This window comes from Mycoplasma sp. 3392 (assembly GCF_053851755.1).
On sequence record NZ_JBSQBF010000002.1, the window covers coordinates 1 to 13105 of the forward strand.

The 13105-nt window shown below is 34.0% G+C and carries 25 protein-coding genes and 1 pseudogene; all 26 read left to right on the forward strand.

From position 1 onward, the window contains the following. Positions 1–100: 100 nt before the first annotated feature. The 26 genes and pseudogenes from ACWXVV_RS01545 to rpmJ all read left to right on the forward strand — a co-directional run bounded on the left by ACWXVV_RS01545 (position 101) and on the right by rpmJ (position 13102). A complete protein-coding gene (locus tag ACWXVV_RS01545) occupies positions 101–427 on the forward strand; it encodes a hypothetical protein (protein ID WP_455984736.1) in 327 nt (108 codons plus the stop codon). A gap of 124 nt (positions 428–551) precedes the next feature. After that, positions 552–896: a 30S ribosomal protein S10 gene (rpsJ, locus tag ACWXVV_RS01550; RefSeq protein WP_456012461.1), complete on the forward strand. Its 345-nt coding sequence runs from the start codon at positions 552–554 to the stop codon at positions 894–896. Between the two features lie 81 nt (positions 897–977). Then, positions 978–1652, forward strand: a pseudogene (gene rplC, locus ACWXVV_RS01555) (50S ribosomal protein L3); the annotation flags it as partial. A gap of 143 nt (positions 1653–1795) precedes the next feature. Beyond that, entirely contained in the window at positions 1796–2467 is a 672-nt protein-coding gene (gene rplD, locus ACWXVV_RS01560; RefSeq protein ID WP_438341309.1) for a 50S ribosomal protein L4, read from the forward strand. Continuing rightward, on the forward strand, positions 2467–2868 hold the full coding sequence (rplW, locus tag ACWXVV_RS01565; protein ID WP_438341308.1) for a 50S ribosomal protein L23: 402 nt from the start codon (positions 2467–2469) through the stop codon (positions 2866–2868). Before rplD ends, rplW begins: the two co-directional genes overlap by 1 nt. Before the next feature lie 97 nt (positions 2869–2965). Continuing rightward, a complete protein-coding gene (gene rplB, locus ACWXVV_RS01570) occupies positions 2966–3811 on the forward strand; it encodes a 50S ribosomal protein L2 (RefSeq protein ID WP_438341307.1) in 846 nt (281 codons plus the stop codon). After that, positions 3811–4089, forward strand: coding sequence for a 30S ribosomal protein S19 (rpsS, locus tag ACWXVV_RS01575; RefSeq protein ID WP_455967809.1), 279 nt, complete (start codon positions 3811–3813; stop codon positions 4087–4089). Before rplB ends, rpsS begins: the two co-directional genes overlap by 1 nt. Beyond that, complete coding sequence (gene rplV, locus ACWXVV_RS01580; RefSeq protein ID WP_438341305.1) at positions 4089–4424, forward strand: 50S ribosomal protein L22; 336 nt, start codon at positions 4089–4091, stop codon at positions 4422–4424. Before rpsS ends, rplV begins: the two co-directional genes overlap by 1 nt. 16 nt (positions 4425–4440) lie before the next feature. After that, positions 4441–5115, forward strand: coding sequence for a 30S ribosomal protein S3 (gene rpsC, locus ACWXVV_RS01585; RefSeq protein WP_438341304.1), 675 nt, complete (start codon positions 4441–4443; stop codon positions 5113–5115). Further along, positions 5093–5521 carry a 50S ribosomal protein L16 gene (rplP, locus tag ACWXVV_RS01590; protein ID WP_438341303.1) on the forward strand — a complete coding sequence of 143 codons (429 nt, stop codon included), beginning with the start codon at positions 5093–5095 and terminating at the stop codon, positions 5519–5521. The genes rpsC and rplP overlap by 23 nt, the downstream gene beginning before the upstream one ends. Beyond that, a complete protein-coding gene (gene rpmC / locus ACWXVV_RS01595; protein WP_438341302.1) occupies positions 5521–5721 on the forward strand; it encodes a 50S ribosomal protein L29 in 201 nt (66 codons plus the stop codon). The genes rplP and rpmC overlap by 1 nt, the downstream gene beginning before the upstream one ends. Further along, positions 5721–5990 (forward strand): 30S ribosomal protein S17, encoded by a 270-nt coding sequence (gene rpsQ / locus ACWXVV_RS01600; protein WP_438341301.1) that lies wholly within the window; start codon positions 5721–5723, stop codon positions 5988–5990. The genes rpmC and rpsQ overlap by 1 nt, the downstream gene beginning before the upstream one ends. Then, entirely contained in the window at positions 5990–6358 is a 369-nt protein-coding gene (rplN, locus tag ACWXVV_RS01605) for a 50S ribosomal protein L14 (protein ID WP_438341300.1), read from the forward strand. The genes rpsQ and rplN overlap by 1 nt, the downstream gene beginning before the upstream one ends. Beyond that, the gene (gene rplX, locus ACWXVV_RS01610) at positions 6358–6690 is read left to right on the forward strand and encodes a 50S ribosomal protein L24 (protein ID WP_438341299.1); all 333 of its coding nucleotides are present in this window, start codon (positions 6358–6360) and stop codon (positions 6688–6690) included. Before rplN ends, rplX begins: the two co-directional genes overlap by 1 nt. A gap of 10 nt (positions 6691–6700) precedes the next feature. Beyond that, complete coding sequence (rplE, locus tag ACWXVV_RS01615; protein WP_438341801.1) at positions 6701–7249, forward strand: 50S ribosomal protein L5; 549 nt, start codon at positions 6701–6703, stop codon at positions 7247–7249. 10 nt (positions 7250–7259) lie between these two features. Then, entirely contained in the window at positions 7260–7445 is a 186-nt protein-coding gene (locus tag ACWXVV_RS01620; protein WP_438341298.1) for a type Z 30S ribosomal protein S14, read from the forward strand. 9 nt (positions 7446–7454) lie between these two features. Then, positions 7455–7856: a 30S ribosomal protein S8 gene (rpsH, locus tag ACWXVV_RS01625; RefSeq protein WP_438341800.1), complete on the forward strand. Its 402-nt coding sequence runs from the start codon at positions 7455–7457 to the stop codon at positions 7854–7856. A gap of 9 nt (positions 7857–7865) precedes the next feature. Next, positions 7866–8405: a 50S ribosomal protein L6 gene (gene rplF, locus ACWXVV_RS01630; protein WP_438341297.1), complete on the forward strand. Its 540-nt coding sequence runs from the start codon at positions 7866–7868 to the stop codon at positions 8403–8405. A 25-nt stretch (positions 8406–8430) separates the two neighbouring features. Beyond that, on the forward strand, positions 8431–8778 hold the full coding sequence (gene rplR / locus ACWXVV_RS01635) for a 50S ribosomal protein L18 (RefSeq protein ID WP_438341296.1): 348 nt from the start codon (positions 8431–8433) through the stop codon (positions 8776–8778). Further along, positions 8778–9443, forward strand: a complete 666-nt coding sequence (gene rpsE, locus ACWXVV_RS01640) for a 30S ribosomal protein S5 (RefSeq protein ID WP_455967815.1) — start codon at positions 8778–8780, stop codon at positions 9441–9443. Before rplR ends, rpsE begins: the two co-directional genes overlap by 1 nt. 13 nt (positions 9444–9456) lie before the next feature. Further along, positions 9457–9903: a 50S ribosomal protein L15 gene (rplO, locus tag ACWXVV_RS01645; RefSeq protein WP_438341294.1), complete on the forward strand. Its 447-nt coding sequence runs from the start codon at positions 9457–9459 to the stop codon at positions 9901–9903. Beyond that, positions 9903–11339, forward strand: a complete 1437-nt coding sequence (gene secY / locus ACWXVV_RS01650; protein WP_455979020.1) for a preprotein translocase subunit SecY — start codon at positions 9903–9905, stop codon at positions 11337–11339. The genes rplO and secY overlap by 1 nt, the downstream gene beginning before the upstream one ends. After that, positions 11333–12010 (forward strand): adenylate kinase family protein, encoded by a 678-nt coding sequence (locus ACWXVV_RS01655; protein WP_455979019.1) that lies wholly within the window; start codon positions 11333–11335, stop codon positions 12008–12010. Before secY ends, ACWXVV_RS01655 begins: the two co-directional genes overlap by 7 nt. Continuing rightward, complete coding sequence (gene map / locus ACWXVV_RS01660; RefSeq protein WP_455979018.1) at positions 12000–12758, forward strand: type I methionyl aminopeptidase; 759 nt, start codon at positions 12000–12002, stop codon at positions 12756–12758. Before ACWXVV_RS01655 ends, map begins: the two co-directional genes overlap by 11 nt. Continuing rightward, entirely contained in the window at positions 12759–12974 is a 216-nt protein-coding gene (gene infA, locus ACWXVV_RS01665) for a translation initiation factor IF-1 (protein ID WP_438341290.1), read from the forward strand. It abuts the gene before it with no gap. A gap of 14 nt (positions 12975–12988) precedes the next feature. Further along, positions 12989–13102 carry a 50S ribosomal protein L36 gene (gene rpmJ, locus ACWXVV_RS01670; RefSeq protein ID WP_438341289.1) on the forward strand — a complete coding sequence of 38 codons (114 nt, stop codon included), beginning with the start codon at positions 12989–12991 and terminating at the stop codon, positions 13100–13102. Positions 13103–13105 lie beyond the last annotated feature (3 nt).

A 13105-nucleotide genomic window follows, 5' to 3' on the forward strand; every position in this document is an offset into this window, starting at 1 on the left:
AATAGTTTAATTCTATATGTTGATTAGTCTTTCTATTCAGTTTTCAGAGATCTAGGAAAGCCCTTTTTGGGCTTTTTTATTTATCTTTTTAGTACAATATATGAATATGAAACAAATCACTAAACAAAGCAAAAACTATCATATTAAAGACATCACTAAGGCTTTGCAATTGCTACTTTTTTATTTTTTGATTGTAGCTATCTTTGCTTTATTTATGATGATGGGAAAATATATAAACAACGATCTATACTTCAAGAATAAGTTAGTTATTTCGTATTGATTAATTGCTGTAATATTAGTTAGTCTTTGTTGTGCAACTTATGATTTTATAAATTATAAAAAAGGTTGAGTAGCAATTAAAATATTTGCTTGGTTTAGTCTTGTTTTGTATATTTTAGCCTCGGTAATATTTGTCATTATTGTTTAAGAAAAGGCTAAAAAATCGTTTTGTAAAAAAATCGTTTTTTGTTATAATTAATAAGCAACTACGACTGTGATACATAAGGTTGTAATACTCCGAGCTTAGTTGTTCTTCTCGGAGATTAGTTTTTATGTGGAGTCAGTTCAAAATTAATGAACAAGGAGAACAAATGAAATTACAAATCAAAGTTAAATCATTCGAACATGCTTTAGTTGACCAAGCTAGTGTGAAAATTGTTGAATTAGCTAAAAGCGAGAAAGCTAATGTAAGTGGACCAATTCCATTGCCAACAAGAAAAGAAATCATCACTATCTTGCGTTCAGTTCACGTTAACAAAAAATCACGTGAACAGTTCGAATCAAGAACTCACAAACGTTTAATCATTATTGATAACGTAAGTGAAAAACTAGCTGATAGATTCAAATCTTTAGAATTGCCAGCTGGAGTTGAATTAAGTATCAAATCTGTTAAGTAATTAACAGTTTGTTTTTATTTTATATATGCGCCCGTGCGTACATATAAATATCAATTTCAATAACAAAATGAAAGGATCAAGATGAAAGGAATCTTAGGAAGAAAAGTTGGGATGACTCAATTATTCACAGCTGAAGGTAATGCAATTCCTGTTACTGTGATTGAAGTTAAACCAAATGTTGTTACTAAAGTTCTAACAGCTGATAAAGACGGTTATGTTGCTGTGCAATTAGCTGTTGAAGACAAAAAACAATCAAGAATCAAAAAACCTGAAGTTAATAGATTCGCTGCAGCCAACACAACACCTAAGCGCTTCGTAAAAGAAATTCGTAACATGTCAGGTTACGAATTAGGGCAAATGGTTGATGTAACTATTTTTGAAGCAGGAGAAGTCGTTGACGTACAAGCAACTTCTAAAGGAAAAGGGTTTGCAGGAACCATTAAACGTCACAATCAAAAAATCGGACCTAAGTCTCACGGGGGAGGGGGAGGAAGCAAACCTATCCGTCAAACTGGATCAATCGGGGACATTTCTGGAAACCGTGTTGTTAAAGGAATGACCATGCCAGGTCACTTAGGAAACGTTAAAACTACTGTACAAAACTTAGAAGTTGTTGCTACTGATAAAGAAAACAACTTAATCATTATTAAAGGTTCAGTACCAGGACCAAACAAAGGATTTGTAACAGTTAAACAAAATGCAAAACATATTGCTAAAAGACCAGCTATTGAATTAGTTGATCTAAAAGTTGCAATTGCTAAAAATGAACTATTCGAAGAAGCTAAAAAATATGGTGTGGTATTAGAATCATCAATGTCACTAGATGAAATGAAACAACTATTAGAAGAAGCAAAACAAAAAGCTGAAGAAGCTAAAGAACAAGAACAAGAGGTTTAATAATGGCAGAAAACAAAAAAGCTACAACTAAAAAAGAAGCTAAACCAGCTGTTGATGTTGTTAAAACACAATCTCAAAGTCTAAAATTTGCTTCAGATAAATTACCACAAAGATTATTCGGATTAGAAGAAGTTCACGCACAAGCAATTTTCGACACTATTTTAAGTGATCGTGCTTCAAGAAGATTTTCAACTCACAAAGTTAAAAATCGTGGAGAAGTTTCAGGGACAGGTAAAAAACCTTGAAGACAAAAAGGAACTGGTCGTGCACGTGCAGGATCAATGCGTTCACCAATTTGAGTAGGTGGGGGAAGAGCATTTGGACCTACCACAGCTAAAAACTACTCATTAAAAGTAAACAAAAAAGTTCGTGCTCTAGCAGTTAAAAGTGCTTTAAGCCAATTAGCTCAAGCACAACAAGTTTTTGTTCACGAATACAAACTTGCAAAACCTTCAACTAAAGAACTAGTTAGTCAATTAAAGGCAACAGGTCTAGCTGATGTTAAAAACGTTTTATTAGTAACTAGTGATGAAAATGTTTTCCTATCAGCAAGAAACTTACAAAACGTAGTTACTGTTAAAGTAAGCTCACTAAGCGTTGAAAGACTATTAGCAGCTGATGTGATGGTAATTAGTGAAAACGATGTAAAAGTATTAGAAGGGTTGGTTAAATAATGAACGTTAATGATGTAATTAAATATCCAATTTTAACTGAAAAAAGCTACAACCAAATGTCAGACAATATTTACACATTTGCAGTAGATCGTCGTACAAACAAAGTTGAAGTAAGAAAAGCTGTTGAATTCATTTTTGACGTTAAAGTAGCAAGTGTTAACATTCTAACAGTTGCTGCCAAACCAAAAAGACTAGGACGTTTTGCAGGATACACAAACAAATACAAAAAAGCTTTAGTATATCTACAAGATGGATACAGCATCAATTTCTTCCCAGAAGAATCTAAAGCTGAAGAAAAAGAAGAAACTGCAGCACAAACAGAAGTTGCAGAAAACAAAAAAGACGCTAAAGCAGTAGAAGCAAAAGTTGCTGAAAAATTAGCTAAAAAAGCTGCTAAATAATTTATCTTGCTAACCATAAGATAAGTTTTAAAACAGAATTAATCACCTAAAAGACAAAATCTCATTATTTTTAGGTCAATCATTAAAGGAGAATACGATGGCTATTAAACATTACAAGCCAACCTCTAATGGTCGTAGACACATGACATCGTTAGATTACAAGAAAAATCTAACTGGTCATGCTCCTGAAAAATCTCTACTAGTTACTTTAAAAAAACATGCTGGTAGAAATAATCGGGGAGTTATAACAACTCGTCACCACGGAGGTGGAACTAAACGTAAATATCGTATTATCGATTTCAAACGTAACAAAGATGGAATCGAAGGAATTGTTAAAACAATCGAATACGATCCAAACCGTAGTGCAAACATTTCATTAGTTGTTTATCGTGATGGAGAAAAACGTTACATCCTTCACCCTAAAGGACTAAGTGTTGGAAGTGTTGTTGTTTCAGGAGACAGTGCTGACATTAAAGTTGGAAACAGCTTGGCACTAAAAAACATTCCTGAAGGTACATTCGTTCACAACATCGAATTACAGCCTAAACAAGGGGGAATTATTGCCCGTAGTGCTGGAACAAGCGCCCAAATTTTAGGTAAAGATGAAGAAGGTAAATATATTATTCTAAGACTAAAAAGTGGTGAAGTACGTAAAGTTCTTGGAGAATGTCGTGCAACTATTGGAGTTGTCGGAAATGAAGAACACTTATTAGTAAATATCGGAAAAGCAGGACGTAACCGTCACCTTGGAATTCGTCCAACAGTACGTGGGTCAGCAATGAACCCTAACGATCACCCACATGGAGGGGGAGAAGGGCGTCAACCAATCGGACGTAAAGCTCCACTTACACCATGAGGTAAAAAAGCTCTTGGAGTTAAAACTCGTTCAACTAAGAAAGCTTCAAACAAGTTGATTATAAGAAGAAGAAAGGCAAGTAAATAATGGCTAGATCACTAAAAAAAGGTCCATTTGTTGATGACCATTTAATGAAAAAAGTTGTTGCTATTCTAGAAAACAAAGCACCAAAACGTCCAATTAAAACTTGAAGTCGTCGTTCAACAATCTTCCCAGAATTTGTTGGATTAACATTCCAAGTTCACAATGGAAAAGTTTTCAACGATGTTTTCGTAACAGCTGACATGGTCGGACATAAATTAGGAGAATTCTCACCAACCCGTACATACACAGGACATGGTGCAGATAAAGGGAAGAAGAAATAATGAAATCAGCAAACGCAAGTGTTAAAACACAAAGAATTTCTGCTCGTAAAGCCCGTCTAGTTGCTGACTTAATTCGTAACAAATCAACTCAAGAAGCTATCGCTATTCTAAAAACTACTAATAAAAAAGCTACTTACATTCTTTTAAAACTTCTAAAAAGTGCTATCGCTAATGCAACCAACAACCACGGTCTAAATGCTGATAAGTTATACATTTCAAAACTACTTGTAAATGAAGGTCCAACTTTAAAACGTTACCAACCTCACTCACAAGGTAGAGCATATCCAATCTTAAAGAGAACAAGCCACTTCTTTATCGAAGTAAGTGAATATTAATTAAGGAGAGTTTACTATGGGACAAAAAGTTAATCCAAATGGTTTTAGATACGGAATTACTAAAGACCACAACTCAACTTGATATGCTGACAAAGCACAATATGCTGCTAACTTATTACAAGACCAAGCAATTTACCGTTTCTTCAATAAATTAGTTCGTAACTACCAAATTGGAAATGTACAAATTAAAAGAGACAACAAAGAACACATTTCAGTATTATTGCACACAGCAAAACCAGGTGTTGTTTTAGGGACAAACGGAGACAACATTAAACAACTTACTGCTGATTTGAAAAAAGCGTTAAGAAATAAAAATTTAAATGTCAACATTGAAGTTGTTGAACTTAAAAAACCAGATTTAAATGCTAAATTACTAGCAGAACAAATCGCTGTTAAATTAGAAAACCGTGGAAGCTTTAGACTAGCTCAAAAACAAGCTATCAAGGCTGCTATGAAAGCTGGAGCTAAAGGTGTTAAAACTGCAGTTTCAGGACGTCTAAATGGAGTTGACATGGCTCGTAAAGAGGGATACAACGAAGGTGAAATGAAACTTCACACCCTTCGTCAAGATGTTGACTATGCAACAGCAACAGCTCGTACAACATATGGAGCACTAGGAATTAAAGTTTGAGTATCATTGGGAGAAAAATTAGAAAAAGGAGCTAACGATGTTACAACCAAAAAGAACTAAACACCGTAAAATGTTCCGTATCCGTCACGACAAAACCAAAGCATTTCGTGGAAACAAAGTAAGTTTTGGAGAATACGGATTGCAAGCTAAAACTTCTGCTTGAGTTTCAGCTCGTCAAATTGAAGCAGCCCGTATCGCTATTACCCGTAAAATGGGACGTGAAGGACAAGTTTGAATTAGAATTTTCCCACATATGTCAAAAACTTCTAAACCTATTGGAGTTCGTATGGGATCAGGAAAAGGATCTCCAGATCAATGACTAGCAGTTGTTAAAGAAGACACAATGATGTTTGAAGTTAAAGGTGTTAAAGAAGAAATTGCTCTAGAAGCACTACGTCTAGGTGGACACAAACTACCAGTTAAAGTAAAAATTGTTAAACGTGAAGAAACAGAAGGAGAAAACTAATGGAATTCAAAGATTTTCAAGCTAAAAGTGTTGAAGAACTAGAAAAATTAGTAGCTGACTACAAAGCTAACTTATTCACTCTTCGTTTCAAATCAAAAACTGGACAATTAGAACAAAACCACAAAATCAGAGAAGTTAAAAAAGATATCGCAAGAGCACTAACAGCATTAAATGAAAAAAAATCAAAGGAAGTTAAATAATGGAAAGATCAAACAACCGTAAAGTTTTAACTGGAAAAGTTGTTTCAACCAAAAATGATAAAACCATTATCGTTTTAGTAGAAACATATGTAAAACACCCAATTTACCAAAAACGTTTCAAAAAATCAAAACGTTTTGCAGTACATGATGAAAACAACCAAGCAAATTTAAATGATGTAGTTAGAATTCAAGAAACTCGTCCACTTTCAAAAACCAAACATTTCCGTCTAGTTGCAATTAAAGAAAAAGCTCTAGTGGGAGAAAACTAATGTTACAAGAATTATCAAGAGTTGTAGTAGCTGATAACTCAGGTGCTAAAGAAGTCGGAATTATTCGTAACTTAGGAGGAAGTGTTAAGAAATTTGCAAACATTGGTGATGTTGTTATCTGTTCTGTTAAAAAAGCTCTTCCAAACGGAATCGTTAAAGAAGGACAAATCGTTAAAGCTGTTGTTGTAAGAACTAAATACGGAATTCAACGTAAAAACGGTTCAAACATTCGTTTTGATGATAATGCTGTAGTAATCATTAAAGAAGATAAAAACCCACGTGGAACTCGTGTTTTCGGACCAGTAGCGCGTGAACTTCGTGATAAAGGATACTTAAAAATCGTTTCATTAGCACCGGAGGTACTATAATGGCTAGTCAAAAAATTCGTAAAAATGACACAGTTGTAGTTATCAGTGGAGCTCAAAAAGGTAAAGTATCAACCGTTCTAGCAATCGATCCAGTTAAACAATTAGTTACTTTAAAAGACGTTAACAAGAAAACTAAACACCACAAACCAAGCCAACAAAAAAATGAAGGTGGAATTGAAATTAAAGAATTCCCTATCCACATTTCAAATGTTGCTATTCTAGTTAAAAAAGGAACAGCAACAACCCCAGCAACATATTCAAGAGTAGGATTTAAAGTTGATAAAAACGGTAAAAAAGAAAGAATTGTTGTGAAAACTCAAAAAGCTATCTAATTAAGGAGACATTATGAATAAATTACAAAAACACTATAATGATGTAACCAAAGCTGAACTTAAACAACAATTCAACTACAAATCAGATATGCAAATCCCACGTATTGAAAAAATCGTTTTAAACATGACTGCTGGAAATGAAGTTTCAAACTCAAAAGCAATTGAAGAAGTTATGAATGAACTTGCTTTAATCGCAGGACAAAAACCATACCAAACCACAGCTAAAAAATCATTAGCTTCTTGAAAATTACGTGCTGGTATGCCAATGGGAGGAAAAGTTACTTTAAGAAGAGAAAGAATGTGATCATTCTTAGCAAAACTAATTGAAGTAGCACTACCTCGGGTACGTGATTTCCACGGTACAAATCCAAAAAGCTTCGATGGTAATGGAAACTATGCAATCGGAGTTAAAGAAGAAATTATCTTCCCAGAAATTAGTTTCGATAAAATCCGTAAACTAAAAGGACTAGATGTTCTAATCGTTACAAGTGCTAAAAATGACAAAGAAGCTTACGCTTTACTAAAAAGTTTAGGAATGCCTTTTGCGAAGGCTGAATAAGGAGTAATTAATGGCAAAAAAATCATTAAAAGTTAAAGCTAAAAAGACTCCAAAATTCTCAACCCGTTTCTATACACGTTGTGAATTATGTGGACGTCCACATGCAGTTTTAAGAAAATACAAAATCTGTAGAATTTGCTTCCGTACATTAGCTCACGAAGGTAAATTACCAGGAATTAAGAAAGCGAGTTGATAATATATGGCTATTATTATTGATCCAATTGCGGACATGTTTGTTCGTATCAAAAACGCTAATGCTCGTAAACACCGTGAAGTAGTTGTTCCTCACTCAAACAAAAAAGTAAAAATCCTTGAAATCTTTAAAAACGAAGGATACATTGCTGATTTTAAAGAAGTTGAAAAAGATAACCATAAAGCAATTTCAATTTCACTAAAATACAAGGGATACACCGGTTCACAACCAGTTATTAGTGGACTTAAAAAAGTTTCAAAACCAGGACTAAAAGTTTATGCATCAGCTAAAAACTTACCTAAAGTTCTTTCAGGATTTGGAACTGCAATTATTTCAACATCACAAGGACTAATGACCGATAAAGAAGCAAGAAAGGCAAATGTTGGTGGTGAAGTTATCGCCTACATTTGATAGGAATTAAGAATGTCTCGTGTCGGAAAAAGAGTTTTAAATATCCCAGCAAACGTTGAAGTTAAAATCGAAAAATCATTCGTTGAAGTTAAAGGACCAAAAGGAACACTAAGCTTTCAATTCTCAGATTTAATTGAAATTAAAAACGAAAACAACCAAATTACTACACACCGCCTAAACGAAGAAAAAAGCACCAAACAATTACACGGAACAACCAACTCTTTAATTAGTGGAATGCTAAAAGGAGTTAGTGAAGGATTTAAAAAAGAAATCGAAATTAAAGGGGTTGGATATAAAGCAACTCAAAAAGGTAACCAAATTGAAGTTATCGCCGGTTACTCACACCCAGTTTTAGTAGACATTCCTGCTAACTTAAAAGTAAGTCTACCAAAACCAACAAACATTGTTATTGAAGGAATTGATAAACAAGCTGTTGGTCAATTCGCAGCAGTTCTACGTGACATTCGTCGTCCAAGCGTTTACTCAGGAAAAGGAATTATGTACAAAGACGAAGTTATTCGTCGTAAAGAAGGAAAAAAAGCTTCTAAATAATCGAAGCTAGAAAGGTTAGACAAATATGCAAAAATCAAGAAATGACAGACGTAAAGTAAAACACTTAAAAATCCGTCAACACTTAAGTGGAACAGCTTCAGTTCCTCGTGTATCTGTTTACAAATCTTTACATAATTTCTATGCACAATTAATTAATGACGAAAACCACACCACACTAGCAGCTGCTTCAACCAAAGATTTACCACAACATGCTAATAATATTGATGCGGTAAAACAAGTAGCAAAATTATTTGCTAAAAAATTACACGAACTAAAAGTTGAACAAGTTGTTTATGACCGTTCAGGATACATTTACCACGGAAAAGTTGCTGCTTTTGCTGATTCACTAAGAGAAGAAGGGATTAAATTCTAATGGCAAACGAAAATAAAAACGTAAAAGAAATCACCGAAACAAATGCAGAAGCAAGAAAAACTAGAGTAGTTAAAAAAGCACGTCCAAACAACGCTGATGAAACTAAAGCAGTTCGTAAACCAAGAAATACTGAAAATAATCAAGAAGAAAGAAGACGTCCAAATCGTCAAAATTCTAATCGTGAATTAAATTCAGAATTCGAAGAAAAAGTTATTGACATCGCCAGAGTTACTGTCGTTGTTAAAGGGGGGAGAAGATTTAGCTTCTCAGCCTATGTAGTAGTTGGAAACAAAAAAGGAAAAGTGGGATTTGGACACGGTAAAGCAAACGAAGTTCAAGACGCTATTAAAAAAGCTGTTAAAGATGCACACAAAAACATCTTTGAAGTTCCTGTTGTAAACGGAACAGTTCCACATGAAATTCAAGCTAAATTCTTAGCTTCAAAAGTACAACTACGTCCTGCCTCAAAAGGAACAGGATTCAAAGCTTCAAATACCGTTCGTAGTGTTATGGAATTAGCCGGATATACTGATGTTTCAACAAAATCATTAGGATCAAGAACCAAACAAAACGTTGCTCACGCTGTAGTTAAGGCTTTAAAACAACTAAGAACCGCTCAACAAGTAGCTGAGCTTAGAGACATTAAAGTAGAAGATTTACAATAATTAAGGAGATTTTATGAAACAAACATTAAGCAATTTATCATACACTCCTGGTTCTCGTAAAGAAAAACACCGTGTAGGACGTGGACACGCTGCTGGAAAAGGAAAACAAGCAGGACGTGGACAAAGTGGTCAAACTAAACGTAACACAGTAAGACTAGGATTTGAAGGGGGACAAAACCCATTATTCAGAAGAATTCCAAAACGTGGATTCAAAAATGTTAACCACGTGGAATACCAAGTTGTTAACTTAGATCAATTACAAGAATATTACCAAGCAAATGAAGTTGTAAGTTTTGAATCTTTATTCAATAAAGGTCTAATCAAAAAATACGATATGCCAGTTAAAATTCTTGGAAGAGGAGAACTATCAAAAGCTTTAGTAGTTGAAGATGTTCACGCTCTAAGTCAATCAGCTAGCGAAGCAATTGTTGCAGCTGGAGGAAAAATCGAGGTTAAATAATGGCCTTAACAAAGAAAAAAACAAGCACTAACAATCGCAAACAAAACCAAGTGCGTTTCGATGCGAAGTGAGTGAAATTTAAAAATAGTTACACCGAGTTTTGAAAAAACCATGATCTTGTAAAAAAGATTTTGTATACTATTTTTCTTTTAACAATCTTTGTTGCAGCGGGAACTATTACTGTTCCAGGAATTAATTTAGTTAACCGAGATCAACTAAATGGTGGAGACTTTTTAGGAATCTTGAATCTAGTTGGTGGTGGAGGACTAAGAAACTTTAGCATTATGGCTTTAGGAATTAGCCCCTTCATTACTGCTAGTTTGATTATGATGATTTTACAAACTAAGCTCTTTCCACCAATCTATCGTCTAAGTCAAGCAGGACCACAAGGGAGAATAAAAATTAATATTATTACTCGTTTTGTAACGCTTGGCTTTGCAATTATTCAGGCTATTGTTTTAACAAGAGCCTTAAAAAACCCAACAAGTGGGTTCGGAATCAGAATTGTTGATAGTTTGAATACTAATGCTTATGCATTCTTCTTGCTACCTTTAATTCTGATTGCTGGTAGCCTCTTTGCCTTATTTTTAGGTGAAGAAATTACTAACAAGGGTGTAGGAAATGGAACAAGTTTAATCATTTTTGCTGGAATCGCTTCGAATTTGATTCCAACATTCAGAAATGCTTTCGAGTTTTTAGTTCCTTCATTCAAACAATCTAGTGCTACACTAAAAGAATTACTAAACTTTGGTGTTTATGTTCTTGGCTACTTATTAGTTGTAATGATAGTCGGTATCTTCTATCTAGCAGAAAGACACATTCCTATTCAACAAGTTGGAGCAGGGCTTTCAAGAAATGAAAAAGAACTTTCATATTTACCTTTAAAAGCCAATCCAGCTGGAATTATGTCAGTAATTTTTGCTTTAATGTTTCTAAGTTTACCAACTATGATTGCTGGATTATTCAATCCCGCAACGAGTGCTTTTTATCACTGAGTTTATACTAATTTACAACTAACCCAACCAATCGGTTTCTTCTTATTTGTTGTAATAACCTTTGCTTTCACACTTCTATTTGGTTTACAACAATCTAAAATTGACAAAATTAGTGAAGATTTTGCCAAAAATTCAACCTTCATCCCCGGTGTTAGACCAGGGGAACAAACCGAAGATTATTTAATTGCCAAAATTCTTAATTTAAGTTATTTTTCAAGCATTTATTTAATCTTAATTGGGGCTATGCGTTACATCGAAGAAATTTTAGGAATGCCACAATCAATAGCGTTCGGTGGAACTGGATTAATGATTTTAGTTTCAGTAACTATTGAAACAATCCAACAAATTCAAGCGCGTTACAAGTCTCAAGAACTTGCTCGTAAACGTAAAAAAATATTATATTCACAACAAAATGGTGAAGAAGGTGATTTATTGTGATAAAAGACTGAAACAATGTTAACCTAATATTCTTAGGTGCTCCGGGAGCAGGTAAGGGAACCATTGCGGAAAAATTATCCCTTCAAGATAATTTTGCCCACCTATCAACCGGTGCAATGTTTCGTGAAGAAATTAATGCCAAAACGCCATTAGGTTTACAAGTTGTTGAATTGACCAGCAATGGCCTATATGTTAGTGATGAAATTACTAATCAATTAGTTAAAAACAAGTTGGAAAAATTGACACTTGCAAAACGCCACTATATTTTAGACGGTTACCCTCGAACCGTTGACCAGGTCAATTTTCTTGACAATTTAGACTTTACTAAAATTGACTGAGCAATCTTGTTAGAAATCGATTCAGAAAGTGTTATCAAGAGACTAAGCGAAAGAAGAGTATGTCAAAAATGCTCGCGTACTTATCACTTGTCTTACAATCCTTCAAAAGATAACATTCACTGTGACGATGATGGTGAGAAATTAGTTCAAAGAAAAGATGACCAAAGCGATGTTGTTTTAAGAAGATTAAATGTTTATGAACAGCAAACAAAACCACTAATTGATTTCTACGCATCAAAAGGAATTTTAATTAGTATCAATGCCGACCAAGAAATTGAAAAAGTTTATCAAGACGTGGTTGATGCATTGAAACAAAAGGCTGCAAATGAATATTAAAATTAAAAATAAGCAACAAATTGATGATTTAAAAAAATCATGTGCTATCCTGGCAGAAGTTAAATACTTAGTTTATGACTTTATAAGACCAGGTGTTTCTTTAAAAGAAATTGATAGCATCGCTTTTAAAGAAATCATTGCTCGTAAAGCAAAACCTGCCTTTTTAGGCCAATATGGGTTCCCTAATACTTGTTGTATAAGTGTTAACGAAGAATTAATTCATGGAATTCCAAGCGACAGAGTTTTACAAGAGGGAGACTTAGTCAAAGTTGATATGGGTGTTATTTGAAATGGCATGTACAGTGATTCGGCTTTTACTAAGTATGTGGGTTCAAACCCAGGTGAAGAAGATAAAAAACTAATTAAAGTCGCCAAAGATGCTTTTTATGCCGGTTTTAATGAAGTCAAAGTCGGTAATCGAATTGGAGACATTTCAGCTGCTATTTATAAAGTTATCAAAGCAAATGGAATGTTTACTCCAGAAGAATTTAGCGGTCACGGTATAGGTACTGAGTTACACGAAGATCCCTTTGTGCCAAACATCGGCCTAAAAGGAACAGGACCACTAATTCGCAATGGTATGGCAATTTGTATTGAACCCATGATTTTGCAAGGTTCAGCAAATGTTAAAACCTTAAAAGATGATTGAACCATAGTGAGTCGCAATAATAAAAAGACAAGTCACTATGAACAAACAATTCTTATTGAAAATGATCAGGCAATCATTTTAACAGGAGACAAAATTTAAATGGCAAAAGATGCAATTAAAATGACTGGTAAAGTAACCAAAGTCCACTCATCAAAAGCCTATGTTGTAATGCTTGATAATGGTCTAGAAATTCAAGCTACAATTTCTGGAAAAATGGCTTTATACAATATTCGTATTATTCCAGGAGATGGTGTTGACGTGGAAATGAGTCCTTATGATTTAACTAAAGGACGAATCGTTTATCGTCATAAATAGCGAAAGGAAAAACGATGAAAGTTCGTGCTTCAATCAAACGTATTTGCAAAGATTGCAAAGTTATTAAAAGAAATGGTACAAACCGTATTATTTGTATTATTCCAAAACACAAACAAAGACAAGGATAGTAA